The sequence below is a fragment of the Streptomyces sp. NPDC058691 genome, assembly GCF_042714775.1.
Classification (GTDB): Bacteria; Actinomycetota; Actinomycetes; order Streptomycetales; family Streptomycetaceae; genus Actinacidiphila.
This window is the reverse complement of record NZ_JBHXSO010000010.1, coordinates 1-12,573: the sequence shown is the minus strand read 5'-3', so window position 1 is coordinate 12,573 and position 12,573 is coordinate 1. Positions and strand designations below refer to the sequence as shown.

The 12,573-nt window shown below is 72.4% G+C and carries 12 protein-coding genes; 7 read left to right on the top strand and 5 right to left on the bottom strand.

The genetic code is table 11. The features are described 5' to 3' along the window. Positions 1-102 precede the first annotated feature (102 nt). A complete protein-coding gene (locus tag ACFWVC_RS09470; RefSeq protein WP_384280912.1) occupies positions 103-480 on the top strand; it encodes an STAS domain-containing protein in 378 nt (125 codons plus the stop codon). Between the two features lie 48 nt (positions 481-528). Here ACFWVC_RS09470 and ACFWVC_RS09465 read toward each other — a convergent pair whose 3' ends face one another. Then, positions 529-1,803: a tetratricopeptide repeat protein gene (locus ACFWVC_RS09465; RefSeq protein ID WP_384281352.1), complete on the bottom strand. Its 1,275-nt coding sequence runs from the start codon at positions 1,801-1,803 to the stop codon at positions 529-531. 482 nt (positions 1,804-2,285) lie between these two features. On the opposite strand from ACFWVC_RS09465, the gene ACFWVC_RS09460 reads away from it, so the two are divergent. Further along, complete coding sequence (locus ACFWVC_RS09460; RefSeq protein ID WP_384280910.1) at positions 2,286-2,762, top strand: ATP-binding protein; 477 nt, start codon at positions 2,286-2,288, stop codon at positions 2,760-2,762. A 63-nt stretch (positions 2,763-2,825) separates the two neighbouring features. Here ACFWVC_RS09460 and ACFWVC_RS09455 read toward each other — a convergent pair whose 3' ends face one another. Further along, on the bottom strand, positions 2,826-3,857 hold the full coding sequence (locus ACFWVC_RS09455; protein WP_384281349.1) for a GlxA family transcriptional regulator: 1,032 nt from the start codon (positions 3,855-3,857) through the stop codon (positions 2,826-2,828). A gap of 99 nt (positions 3,858-3,956) precedes the next feature. Then, entirely contained in the window at positions 3,957-5,201 is a 1,245-nt protein-coding gene (locus ACFWVC_RS09450; protein WP_384280909.1) for an RNA-guided endonuclease InsQ/TnpB family protein, read from the bottom strand. 144 nt (positions 5,202-5,345) lie between these two features. Between ACFWVC_RS09450 and ACFWVC_RS09445 the strand changes: the two genes are divergently transcribed. Together ACFWVC_RS09445 and ACFWVC_RS09440 are read left to right on the top strand one after the other, a co-directional pair. Further along, positions 5,346-6,680 carry an MFS transporter gene (locus ACFWVC_RS09445; RefSeq protein WP_384280907.1) on the top strand — a complete coding sequence of 445 codons (1,335 nt, stop codon included), beginning with the start codon at positions 5,346-5,348 and terminating at the stop codon, positions 6,678-6,680. A 120-nt stretch (positions 6,681-6,800) separates the two neighbouring features. Next, positions 6,801-7,325: a hypothetical protein gene (locus ACFWVC_RS09440; RefSeq protein WP_384280906.1), complete on the top strand. Its 525-nt coding sequence runs from the start codon at positions 6,801-6,803 to the stop codon at positions 7,323-7,325. Between the two features lie 133 nt (positions 7,326-7,458). On the opposite strand, the gene ACFWVC_RS09435 is transcribed toward ACFWVC_RS09440, so the two are convergent. Continuing rightward, positions 7,459-8,634: a flavin-containing monooxygenase gene (locus ACFWVC_RS09435; protein ID WP_384280905.1), complete on the bottom strand. Its 1,176-nt coding sequence runs from the start codon at positions 8,632-8,634 to the stop codon at positions 7,459-7,461. 151 nt (positions 8,635-8,785) lie between these two features. Between ACFWVC_RS09435 and ACFWVC_RS09430 the strand changes: the two genes are divergently transcribed. Beyond that, on the top strand, positions 8,786-9,361 hold the full coding sequence (locus ACFWVC_RS09430; protein ID WP_384280903.1) for a GNAT family N-acetyltransferase: 576 nt from the start codon (positions 8,786-8,788) through the stop codon (positions 9,359-9,361). Between the two features lie 162 nt (positions 9,362-9,523). Here the strand turns inward: ACFWVC_RS09430 and ACFWVC_RS09425 are convergent, their stop codons facing one another. Then, on the bottom strand, positions 9,524-10,171 hold the full coding sequence (locus ACFWVC_RS09425; protein WP_384280902.1) for a TetR/AcrR family transcriptional regulator: 648 nt from the start codon (positions 10,169-10,171) through the stop codon (positions 9,524-9,526). Between the two features lie 175 nt (positions 10,172-10,346). Here ACFWVC_RS09425 and ACFWVC_RS09420 point away from each other — a divergent pair, with 175 nt between their 5' ends. After that, positions 10,347-11,270, top strand: a complete 924-nt coding sequence (locus ACFWVC_RS09420; RefSeq protein ID WP_384280900.1) for a VOC family protein — start codon at positions 10,347-10,349, stop codon at positions 11,268-11,270. A 136-nt stretch (positions 11,271-11,406) separates the two neighbouring features. After that, a partial coding sequence (locus tag ACFWVC_RS09415) for a serine/threonine-protein kinase (RefSeq protein WP_384280899.1) occupies positions 11,407-12,573 on the top strand: 1,167 nt, incomplete at its 3' end.

The following is a 12,573-nucleotide window of genomic DNA, read 5'->3' as shown; positions in this document are numbered from 1 at the left end:
CATTTCTGGTAATGCGTTATCCGTGTGTGACCGAAAGATTGCGAGGAAGCGGCGCGGGCAGGGCATAGGGTCAACAGGATTTGCCAGGAGAAAGGTCGGACAGTGGCGTTGACGGTGACGCACGACGAGCGGGACGGCTGGACGATCCTGACCGTTTCCGGCGAATTGGACCTCGTGACCGCCCCCGTCGTACGGGAGCACGTGCACGACGCCGTCGCCGACGGACGGCACAGCCTGGTACTGGACCTGGCCGGCGTGCACTTCTGCGACTCCAGCGGGGTCGGCGTGCTCATAGCCGCCCGGCGCCTGCTGCGCTCCTGCGCGGGGCAGTTGCGGCTGATCCTCCCCTCCGACGTACGGGGGGACGGCGCCGCGCACGTCAACAAGGTGCTCGCCGCGCTGGGAGTACGCCGGCTCTTCGAGGTGTTCCCCGACATCGCCGCGGCGACCGACGGCGAGGCGGGGCCGATCTCGGCCTGAGGCGCCGCGAGCCGCGCGCGGGCCTGCCCCGGTCTCCCGCGGGAGGTCCTACGAGTCGGCCGGCGCCGGGCCCAGCGTCGTGGTGCCGATCGCCGCGCGGTGGCCGAGCCCCGTGCGGTAGGCGTCCAGCGCGGCCTCGACCCGCCCCGCCCGCCGCAGCAGGTCGCCGAGCAGGCGGCAGATGTCCGCCAGGTCCCCGGCCGCGCCCGCGCGTTCCAGCAGGGCCAGGGCGGAGACGTAGTGCTCCTCCGCGGCCTCCGGGTCGCCGCGCTCCTCCGCCAGCAGCCCCAGCAGCCGGTGCGCACCGCCCGCGTGGACGGCGCCGCGCCACGGGCCGAGCTGGTCCAGCAGCCGGGTCAGCAACTCCTCCGCCTCGGTGGGCTTGCCGCGCCGGCGCAGCACGTCGGCGAGCTCGACCTCGACCTGCACGGTGAACAGCACCGAGCGCCCGGCCGCCAGCATGTCGCGGGCGGTGCGCAGTTCGCGCTCGGCCGGCTCCAGATCGCCGTCCTGGGAGTGGACGTAGCCGCGCATCCAGTGGCAGTGCGCCAGATCCGTGTGCAGTTCGAGGCGTTGGAAGATCTCCTGCGCCTTGGCGAGCGAGGCCTCGGCCTCGCCGGTGCGTCCCGCGACGATCAGGGTGCGGGCGATGCTGCGGTGCATCAGGGCGACGAGAGCCGGGTCACCCGCGTCGGGCGCGAGATTGAGGGCCTGCTCCGCGGCGTGGGCGGCGCGCGCGTAGGCGCCCAGGTCGGTGAAGGGGCCTATGGCCGCGACGTGCAGCATCAACAGGGCGTCGGGGTCGGGTTGACCGCCCGGGGCCGCCTCGGCGTGGAGCCGCGCGATGCCCTCCTCCAGCAGGTGGGAGGCGTACCGCACCTCTCCGGCCAGCAGGTGCGAGACCGCCCGGCCGCGCAGTGCGGCGGCCCGGCGCGCCGGGACCGCCTCGGGGTCCGCGCAGAGCAGTCGCTCGGCGTTCTCGAAGTGGGCCCGGGCCTCCATGAGTTCGCCCGCGTCGAGTGCGGCCTCGCCGAGGCGCAGCCGTACCTGAGGATCGTCCAGGTCCTCGTCCAGGACGTCCTGCGTTCGGTCCCGGTCGTCCTGTGCGCCCACCGTGCCCCATTCCTTGCGGATCTCCTGCGGAGGAGGGTACGCGGCTTTGCACCGGCCATGCCTCACGGTTCCGTAAAGCGCTACCGCGGTCAGTGGCCGAAGTCCCCGCGGCGTCCCGCCCCGCGCGTTCCGCCGCGCGGCGGCGCGTCGACCGCTTCTTGACGTCTTCCTGTCGTCCGGGCGGTTCCCGGGGGCGAACGACAGGTGCATCCGCACGGGAAACGGGCAGGGGTCATGGGCAAGGAGCAGTCCGCCGCGGACGGTGAGGCGGCGCTCGCGGAGCGTCCGGTCCATGACGCACTTTGTCGTAATTGGTGAGGTATGCGGGATTTGCCGGGAATGAGTGGTGAGCGGTGTCGATATCGGGTTGTGTCCGAGGTGTGACTCGTCACGCCATGGAGTCGGGGGTCGCCTCGGGTACGCTCCGTCGGGTGCGTGTGGTGCAGAAGCGCGACGTGAACAGCCGGAGCACGGCCCAAGGGCCGGGCAAGCGGCCGACGTCGGGCTGTGCGTATTCGCCCTGTAATGAGCCCCGCACAGTATGCAGCACCCCTCCCCCTTCGCGCTGGAATATGCCCGAAGCGCTTGTTGGGGTGACTGTCGGTCAATCATGCTGTGTTGCGAAGGGGTCACGCTTGGTGACCTCGCCGAGGCGCGAGGCGATGTGTCCGCCGGTTCGGATGGTGTGAGCAGTGCAGATGCTCCAGGTTCAGCTAGAGGTAGGTCCAGACCCGGCCGAGGTGGGCCGGGCCCGCAGCTGGGCGCGTTCGCGTCTGGTCGGTTCCGGCATAGGAGCCGATGAGCCCGTCGCCGAGACGTTGATCCTGCTGATCTCGGAACTGGTCACCAACGCGGTCGTCCACACGGGCTGCCCCGCGGTGCTGCGGATGCTCTTCCGGTCCTCCGGGGCCTCGCAGGGCCAGCAGCGCGACACCGTGCGGGTCGAGGTGGCCGACGCCAGCGACGCCCCGCCGCGACCGCGGCACGCGGACAAGGACGAGACGGGCGGGCGCGGCCTGGAGCTCGTGGACGGCCTGGCGGACCGCTGGGGCTGGCAGCGCGAGGGCACGGGCAAGCAGATCTGGTGCGAGATCGACCGCTGCGAGAGGGGCCAGGCGATCGTTCCGGCGCAGGCCACCGGCGGGCTGATCGGCCGCCCGGCGTTCTGAGGGCCCACCGGTAGCCCCACGGGCAGCCCCACGGGCGCCCCCGTCCTCCGGACGCGCGGGGCGTCAGCCGGCCGCCGTGTCCCGGAAGGTGCGCCGGTAAGCGGTGGGCGAGACGCCGAGCGCCGCCTGCAGATGCTGCCGCATCGAGGCCGCGGTGCCGAACCCGGCGTCGCGGGCTACCTGGTCGACCGACAGATCGCTGGACTCCAGCAGGTGACGGGCCCGCTCCACGCGCTGCTGCACCAGCCACTGGCCCGGGCTGATGCCGACCTCCTCGCGGAACCGGCGGGTGAAGGTCCGCACGCTCATCGACTCCTTCCCGGCCAGCTCCCGCAGCGTCAGCGGGCGGTCCAGACGCCTCAGCGCCCAGGCCCGCGCGGTCGCCGTCGTGGCCAGCTGAGGTTCCGGAACGGGCCGCTGGACGTACTGGGCCTGGCCGCCCTCGCGGTGCGGCGGCACGACGGTGCGCCGGGCGCTGGCGTTGGCGACGGCGGAGCCGTGGTCCCGGCGCAGGAGGTACAGGCACAGGTCGATGCCGGAGGCGACGCCCGCCGACGTCAGGATGTGGCCGTTGTCGACGTAGAGGACGTCCGGCTCCACCCGTACCCGGGGGTAGAGGCGCTGGAAGTGCTCGGTGCTCGACCAGTGCGTCGTGGCGCGCAGCCCGTCGAGATAGCCGGCCGCGGCGAGGAAGTACGAGCCGGTGCAGATGGAGACCAGCCGGGCGCCCGGCCGGATGCGGGCGAAGGCCGCCGCGAGGCCGGGGGAGAGCCGGCCGTCGGAGTGCGCGCTGTCGCGTTCGTGAGCCGCGGGGACGATGACGGTGTCGGCGTCCTCCAGGATCTCGGGGCCGTGGGCGACGGCGATCTCGAAGTCGGCGTCGGCGCGCACGAGGCCGGGACCGCCCGGGGTGCAGGTGCGCACCTCGTACAGGTCCGTGCCATCGGGGGTCCGTGCGCCGCCGAAGATGCGGTGGGGGATGCCGAGTTCGAACGGGATCACCCCGTGCTGCACCAGTACGGCGACACGGTGCGGCCTCACAAGGGTGGTGGATTCCCGGGCGGGTTCCTGGGCGGGTTCCTTACCGATCTCCATGGGCGCGGCCATGGCCCGATCCTTGCACATCATGGCCATCCGGCCACTCGTTGCGGGCGAATCGGTGCCGGATGCTCTTGCTTTGACATCCTCCCCGTCCTAAGGGACGGGGATTCCTGGCTCACGTTGGCTGGGGACCAGCGGTCCGCCAGCTCTTACACGATCGGCACCAGCCGGGTTGAGACCAGCCCGGACCAGCATCACGCGGGCGGAGTTCTTGTCCCTGGGGGACACGGCTCCGCACGCGGTGCAGGTGTAGGTACGTTCCGAAAGAGGAAGTGCGTGCTTGGTTCTCGCTCCGCACGCCGCGCAGTCCATGGTGGTGTGCGCGGGATGCACCAGGCGGACGTCCCGCCCGTGCTTGCGGCCCATCTCGATCAGGGCCGCCTTCGTCGCGCCGATCGCCGCGTCCGCCGCCTTGCGGGCCATCGTGGACTTCGCCAGGAATTTGGGCCGGAAGTCCTCGACCGCAATCGCATCGTGGTCGGTGACGACGCGCTTGGCCCACTTGCGGGCGGTGTCCTGGCGTTGCCGGGCGATCTTCCTGGACACCTTCGCGGCGGCCTTGCGGGCCTTGCGGTAGCCGCCGGTGTCGGGCTTGTTCCTCGGGGTGCGGCGCCGCGCCATCATCTTCTGGTAGCGGGCCAGTCTCGCCGCGGCGGTCCTGCCGTGCTGGGCGTGGGGCAGGTCGTGGAGGTCGCTGGTCGTGGTCGCGGTCTCAGCAACGCCCCAGTCGATACCGATCACCGCTCCGGTGGCGGGCAGCGGCTGCACCTGGACGGCGACGACGAAGGAGGCGTACCAGTGGCCGCAGCTGTCGCGGTAGACGCGTACCGACGTGGGAGCGGCGGGCAGGTCGCGGGACCACACCACCGTCAGCACGATGCCGCCGGCCAGGTGCAGGCGTCCGTCCTTAAGCCGGAAGCCGCGCCGGGTGTAGTTCAGCGACGGGGCGGCTTCGCGTTTGCGCTTGATGCGGGGCATTCCTGCCCGCTGCCGCATCGGCAGCCGGGCCGTGATGTCCTTCAGGGCCTTGGCGCGGGCCTTCGCGAAGTCCCGGACGGTCTGCTGCTGCGGCACCGAGCTGCCTTCCCGCAGCCACGCCATCGACCGCCTCGCCTCGGTCAGCATCCTGTCGAGCTGCGCCGGGCCGCACGTGATCCTCTGCTCGGCGGTCTTGTTCAGGGCGTGGACCTTGCGGGACACGGCCACGCACTCGTTCCACACCCACCGGCACCGCGCCCACTCCGCCTCCAGACCGGCACGCGCCGTGGACGACACACGCAGCCGGAAGGTGTACCGGGCATGCCCGGACCCCTCCTCGGCCGTCACTGTCGTCGTCATGCCCCGGAAGCTAACAGCCCCCACTGACAACGGATGAGAGTGCAGGTCAGAACAGATGCGCAGAGAATTCCGCCGCTTCGCGGCTCCGGCCCAAGGACCCATTCCTCCCCGGCCTGAAGGCCCGGGCATCCTGGGAGAAATCAGGTGACGCAGACTCCGGAGCTTCCCGCCCAGCCCCTGAGGGACACCGCCCTCCCCGCTCCCCGCCCGCCGCTCGGGCCGCGTGTGCACCGCGCCTGGTACGTCGCCGTCGCCGGCTTCGTCACGCTGGTCGGCGCGGCGGGCTTCGCCTCCCTGCCCGGTCTGCTGATCGAGCCGCTGCACAGCGAGTTCGGCTGGTCGCGCGGCATGATCGGCTTCGCGGTGTCGGTGAACCTGGCGCTGTACGGGCTCACCGCGCCTTTCGCCGCCGCGCTGATGGACCGGTTCGGCATGCGCAAGGTGGTCGTCCTCGCGCTCCTCACGATCGCCACGGGCGCCGGACTGACCGTCTTCATGCGGCAGAGCTGGCAGTTGGTCCTGCTGTGGGGCGTGCTCGTCGGGCTCGGCAGCGGCTCCATGGCGCTGGCCTTCGCCACCACCCTCACCAACCGCTGGTTCGACAAGCGACGCGGTCTGGTCACCGGCGTCCTGACGGCGGCGGGCGCGGCCGGCCAACTGGTCTTCCTGCCGGGGCTGTCGGTGATCGTCGAGCATTCGGGCTGGCGCAGCGCCGCACTCACCGTCGCCGGTGCGGCGCTGCTCGTGGCGCCCTTCGTGTGGCTGCTGCTGCGCGACCATCCGGCCGACGTAGGGCTCGCCCCCTACGGCGCCGCACAGTTCGTGCCCAAGCCGCCCCCGGTGACCGGCGCGGCCCTGCGCGCGCTCAAGGCGCTGGCCGACGCCGCCAAGGGCGGGCCCTTCTGGCTGCTCGCGGGTACCTTCGCGATCTGCGGCGCGTCGACGAACGGACTGGTCAAGACCCACTTCGTCCCCGCCGCCCACGACCACGGCATGCCGGTGACCGCCGCCGCGTCGCTGCTCGCCGTGATCGGCGTCTTCGACATCGCCGGCACGGTCGCCTCCGGGTGGTTCACCGACCGCTTCAGCCCGCGGCGCCTGCTGGCCACCTACTACGGGCTGCGCGGGTTGTCGCTGATGTTCCTGCCGGTGCTGATGGCCGGCTCCGTGCAGCCGCCCATGGTGCTCTTCATCGTCTTCTACGGCCTCGACTGGGTCGCCACGGTCCCGCCGACCATCGCCCTGTGCCGCGAGTTCTACGGCGCCGACAGCGCCATCGTGTTCGGCTGGGTCCTCGCCTCCCACCAGTTGGGCGCCGCTCTGGTGGCCTTCCTCGGCGGCGCGGCACGCGACGCCTTCGGCTCCTACGACCTGGTCTGGTACGCCTCCGGGGCGCTGTGCGCGATCGCCGCGCTCATGGCGCTGGTGATCCGCCGCGGCAACGGAACGCCCCTGATGGCCCCGCTCACGGCGGCCTGAGGCTGCCCCGGGCCTCATTGACGGTGCGTCAGACGAGGCGGGGGAGGAGACCGATCGGGCACGGCGTAGCGTGGGGCGCATGGGGTGGGGGAGCGTGCGCAGGCAGGTGCCGGGCAGTCCGTGGGACGACGCCGGGCGGCGGCCGTCACCGCGTACTGCGCGGTCGCCGTCCTCGCGTGGACCGTTGCGGCGGTCTTCGCGTCATGGCTGGAACCACCCCCGGGCCCGCAGTCGGAGGACAACGCCGGCGGCCTGCTGATCCTCTTCCTGCCGGTCTACATGGTCGGCCTCTGGGCCGCCGCGGTGGCCGCCTCCATGCTGCACGCCCTGCCCGCCGCCGTCCTGGGGCACGCCCTGGCGCGGCGCACCGGCCTTTCCCGGTACGCGTGCTGCCTGGTGGCGGAGGCGGTGCTCGCCGCGCTCTACGCCTCGGCGGGGCCCTCGATCGGACTCGCGTACCTGTGGGCATGGCTGCCGCTCGCTGCCGCCGGCGCGGCCCCGGTGCTCGCCGCCTCCTTCTACGCCGGACGGCGCGACCCGCCGGGGAAGCGGGGCTGGGCGCGGCAGCGGCAAGTGGCCCGCCAGATCTCGCTGATCGGGCTCGCGCTCCTCGGTGTGATCCTCGTGGGCGGCCTCCTGGCCTGAGGCGTCCGGGCGCGATGGAAGGCGGGCCGGCCGGCTGAGGGGGAGAGGGCCGGCCGGTCCGCCGGAACGGGGGGTGGTGCCAAGTCCGCGGCGTGGCGGCCACACCCATTGGATACCCACCGTGGCTGCCCGACTACCGTCTGGCAACGGATTTGGCGATCCGCCGTGCGTCGATGGCCATTTCGCGGAGGTTGCCGCTGATCGGGTTGGTGAAGCCGGTGAAGTACAGGCCGGGCGCGCTCTTGGGGCTGCGGCCGCCGTGCACCGAGGGCCGGCCGCGGTCGTCGAGCACGCCGAGGTGGCCGACCAGCGGTTCCAGGCCCCGCCGGTAGCCGGTCGCCGCGATGACGGCGTCCGGGGTCAGCCGGGTGCCGTCGGCGAGCAGGACCTCACGGCCGTCGAATCCCTCGACGGCGGCCACCGGTTCGACCTTGCCCGCCTGCACGGCGGCGATGAGGCCGACGTCCTGGACCGGGATGGCGCCCTCGCGCACCCGGGAGTAGAGGCCGGTCCGCGGCCGCGGCATCCCGTGGGCCGACAGGTCGGGCACGGACATCCGCTCCACATATGGCGCGATCTTGTCCACCAGGCGCGTCGGCAGACGGCGGACCATGATGCCGGTGCGCTGCGCGGGCCACCCGGCCGTGGAGCGGCGCATGATGTGCGGCGGGGTGCGCACCGCCAGGCGCACCCGGGCCGCTCCGGCCTCGACCAGGTCGACGGCGATCTCGGCGCCGGTGTTGCCGACCCCGACCACGAGGACGTCCCGGCCCGCGTAGGGCTTGCCGTTGCGGTAGCCGGCGGCGTGCTGCAACTCGCCGTCGAAGGTGTCGCGTCCGGGCCAGGCCGGCACATACGGGGTGTGGTTGAAGCCGGTGGCGACGACGATGCTGCGGGCCGTCAGCATGCGGCCGCCGGTGGCCGGGAGCGCCCAGCCGGCCGCGGGGTCCTCCGCGCGCTCGATGCGGGACACCTCGATCCCGGTGGCGACGTCGAGGTCGTGGAACCGCGTGTACTGCTCCAGGTAGCGCACCAGGTCGTCCCGGCCCACCCAGCGGCCGTAGGACCTCGGGATGGCCAGTCCCGGCAGTGCGGACAGGCGTCTGGTGGTGTGCAGCCGCAGCCGTTCGTAGTGGCCGCGCCAGGACGCGCCCACGGCGCCGGAGCGTTCGACGACCAGGGTGCGCACGCCGCGGTACCGCAGTGACGCCGCCACGGCCAGCCCGCCGGGCCCCGCGCCGATGACGATGGCGTCCGGGGCCGCCGCGCCGGGTATCGGGGCGGCGGCGGAGGCGGTGGTGTCGGTCATGTCGTACTCCCGTGGCTGGCTGAGGGCGTGGTCACTCCGGAAGGTAGCGCGCTTCGGCCCCGGCCCCTTGCGGAGGTGTGTCCGCATCCGGTCACCCGACGAGCACGGGCCCCCGCGTCCGGCCTTCCACGGCGGTTGGTTGAATGACGCCGTGCATGAACCCGTGATCGTGCCCGTCGAGTTGCAGTCGTCCGGCCTGCTGCTGCGGCCCTGGGAGGACACCCCGGGCGATTTCGCGGCGGCCTTGCGCGGGCTGAGCGACCCGGACTTCCGCCGCTGGAACTCCGCGGTCGTACCCCGGCCGGACGAGAGCGGCGCGCGCGACTTCCTGCGCCGCCGGCGCGAGGGCTGGGGCGCGGGCGACCTCGCCTCCTTCGCGGTGACCGAGGACGGCGCCGTGCTCGGGCAGGCCGCCATCGGCATGATCGACCGGCCGATGCGCACCGCCCGCGTGAGTTACTGGCTGCTCCCCGAGGCGCGCGGCCGCGGGGTCGCCACCCGGGCGCTGGAGGCCGTCACCCGCTGGTCCTTCCGCGACCTCGGCCTGCACCGCCTGGAACTCGGCCACGCGGTCGGCAACGAGCCCTCCTGCGCCGTCGCCGGACGCTGCGGCTACCCCTTGGAGGGAGTCCTGCGCGGGGCGATGGTCGACATGTCCGGCCGCCTCCGGGACGTCCACCTGCACAGCCGCCTCGCGACGGACCCCCAGTCGGCCGCCGGGGCCTGAGGCGCCCGCGCGGAGGACGGGACGACGGGAGGGTCACGGTGTGGGACCACAAATGAAACGCGGGCGCCGTTCCGGCAACCTCCCCCGAGGACCGGTCGGCGCCCGCGTCATTGCAGGCAGGACTATGACGGCAAGGACATAAAAGGCCGCGAGCGGCGGGAATCAGCGCGTCGGCTTCTTGCCCGTCACTCCCAGGTGTACGAGCAGCGCCAGATTCGGCCTCAACTCGGCCTGTTTGACGCCCCAGCTCTGGAAGCCCTTCTGGTGTGCGGCGACCGCCGCGAGCATGGCCACAAGGGACCCGGCGACGGCCGCCGGAGTGATGTCCTTGTCGACGCGGCCCTTGCTCTGGAGCTCTTTGACCGAATCCGAAAGGGAGTTGGTGAGGGGGTTGAGGATCTTCATGCGGATCTTGTAGAACCGCTTGTCCCCTTCGGCCGCGCCCAGATCCACGACGCGCAGGATGGCGTCGTGTTTGCGCCAGAAGGAGAGGAAGCCCTCGACGAGTTCCTCGGCCGCCGTGGCACCGGCCTTGCCGGCCCAGGAGCGGCCGGCGACGAGGTCCGTCAGCGCGGCGCCCTCCTTGGCCATCTCCTCGGCAAGCTCGAGCACGGCGCCCTCGACGTCGGGGAAGTATTGGTAGAACGTTGCGGGGGAGGTACCCGCCATCCGGGCGACGTCGATGACCTTGACGTCCCGGTACGGCGACGTGCTGAGCATTTCGCTGAGGCAGTCGAGCAGCTTCTGCCGCGTCGCCTGGCCCCGACGTCCTGCCACACGGCCGTCGACGGTGCGAACTTGTCCTGTCATGCCGTCAGTTTACGGGCTGGTGATCAGCGCGCGATTCGGTGCCTGCAAATGGGGAAGGCCGTGTGTTCGATTTCTCCTCGGGCGCGGTTAAGGATCGGCCGATAACGTGTCAAGTCAGACACTCCGTCGATCCATGCGAATCACCGCGCGAATCACGACACGAATCGAGGACCAGATGGCCGGATACGCCGACGGCGTGCCCTGCTGGGCGGACGCCATGCTCAACGATCTGGAGGCGGGAAAACGCTTCTACGGTGAGCTGCTCGGCTGGACCTTCGGGGCGACCGATCCGGAGTGGTCCTCCTACACACAGGCCTACGGTCCTGGCGGGAAGAACGTCGCCGCGCTGGCGCCCAAGCCCGACGGCCGCATGCCGACGGTCTGGAACCTCTACCTCGCCTCGTCCGACATCCAGGGCACGGCACGCGGGACCCGCGAAGCGGGCGGCCAACTCATCATGGAGCCGATGGCCGTTGGGCCTTTCGGCTCCATGATGACCGCGGCCGATCCGACCGGGGCGGTCTTCGGGGTGTGGCAGGCCGGCACGCACTCCGGCTTCGAGACGACCGGCCAACCCGGCTCCTTCGTCTGGGCCGAGATCTTCACCCGCGACCCGGCGAAGGCCGACGCCTTCTACGAGGGGGTCTTCGGCTACCGGGGCAAGGAGATCCTCGAGAAGTCCGCGATCGCCGCGAACGCCACGGACGCCGAGGCCGCCACCGACGCCGAGACCCCGCAGACCGGGGACACCGTCCCGGACGCCGCGGACGACGCGGACGCCGCGAACACTCCGGACACTCCGGACACCGACTTCCGGATCTTCGTCCCCGCGGGCCAGGAGGTCACCGTCGGCAACGCCGTGCTCGGCCGCTTCCGGATGAGCGGGCGGTACCCCGAGGAGATGCCCCCGCACATCCTCGTGTACTTCGCCGTCGCGGACGCCGACCGGGCCGCGGAGACCGTCGTTCGGCTCGGCGGCCGGATCACGCGCGGCCCGGTGGACTCTCCCTTCGGCCGGTTTCTGCTGGTGAGCGACGATCAGGGAGCCCATTTCGGGCTCATCGACACGACCACGACGGTCGGCGAAAAGCCGTCCTGACATACGGCCGATCCGCAAGCGAATCTCAGGTAATCGCGTGTCGACACCGCCCCGGGTTCGCAACTGATACTCATCCCAGGAACAATCAGGGGACGGACCCCGGGATGGGGGGAACCCACGGGGAGGTGGCAGGGCAGTGGTGCAGCAGCTGACGCAGCACGATCCGAGACGGATCGGCCCTTTCGAGGTGCTGGGCCGGCTGGGCGCGGGTGGCATGGGCCTGGTCTACCTCGCGCGCTCGGCGTCCGGCCGGCGCGTGGCGATCAAGACCGTACGCGCCGAGCTTGCCGAGGACCAGCTGTTCCGCGTGCGCTTCGCCCGTGAGGTCGAGGCCGCCCGGGCGGTGAGCGGTTTCTACACGGCCGCGGTCGTCGACGCCGACCCCAGGGCCGCGGTGCCCTGGCTGGCGACGGCGTTCGTACCCGCGCCCTCCCTCGAGGAGATCGTCAACGAGGCCGGGCCGCTGCCCGTCCAGGCCGTGCGATGGCTGGCGGCCGGTATCGCGGAGGCGCTGCAGTCGATCCACGGGGCGGGGCTGGTCCACCGCGACATGAAGCCGTCCAACGTCCTGGTGGTCGAGGACGGCCCGCGCGTGATCGACTTCGGCATCGCCAGCGGGGTGTCCAACACACGGCTGACGATGACGAACGTGGCCGTGGGCACGCCCGCGTACATGTCGCCGGAGCAGGCGAAGGACTCGCGCAGCGTGACCGGCTCGAGCGACGTCTTCTCGCTCGGCTCCACACTGGTCTTCGCGGCCACCGGGCACGCGCCCTTCCACGGCGCCAACCCCGTCGAGACGGTCTTCATGCTGCTGCGCGAGGGCCCGGACCTGGCGGGGCTCCCCTCGGACCTGCGGCCGCTGATCGAGTCGTGCATGCGGATGGAGGCCGAGCGCCGGCCCAGCCCGGCGGACCTCCAGGCGCAGCTGGCGCCGCACCTGTTCTCCTCCGCGGGCGACGACACCGGCACGGCCTCCGCGTGGCTGCCGCCCGCGGCGGTGGGCCTCATAGAGGAACGGCGCAGCGGCGGCCGGGCGGGCGGCCCTGGCGGCCTCGGCGCGCCCGCCGTGCCCCCGATGCCGCCCAAGCCGCCCGCGGCCCCCGTACAGCCCCCCAGGGCCCCCGTGGAGGCTCCCGGCGGCCCGGTGCAGCTCGCCGGCTCCGCGCCGATAGGACCCGGGATGCGGGTCGCGGAGCGCAGGAACCAGACCGCCGCGGCGCCGGCCGGCGAGGGAGTCGGCTGGTCCGGCCGCGGCGGCGCGGCCGGCGCCCCGGCGGCCGTGCCCGGCCAGGGCCAGGGC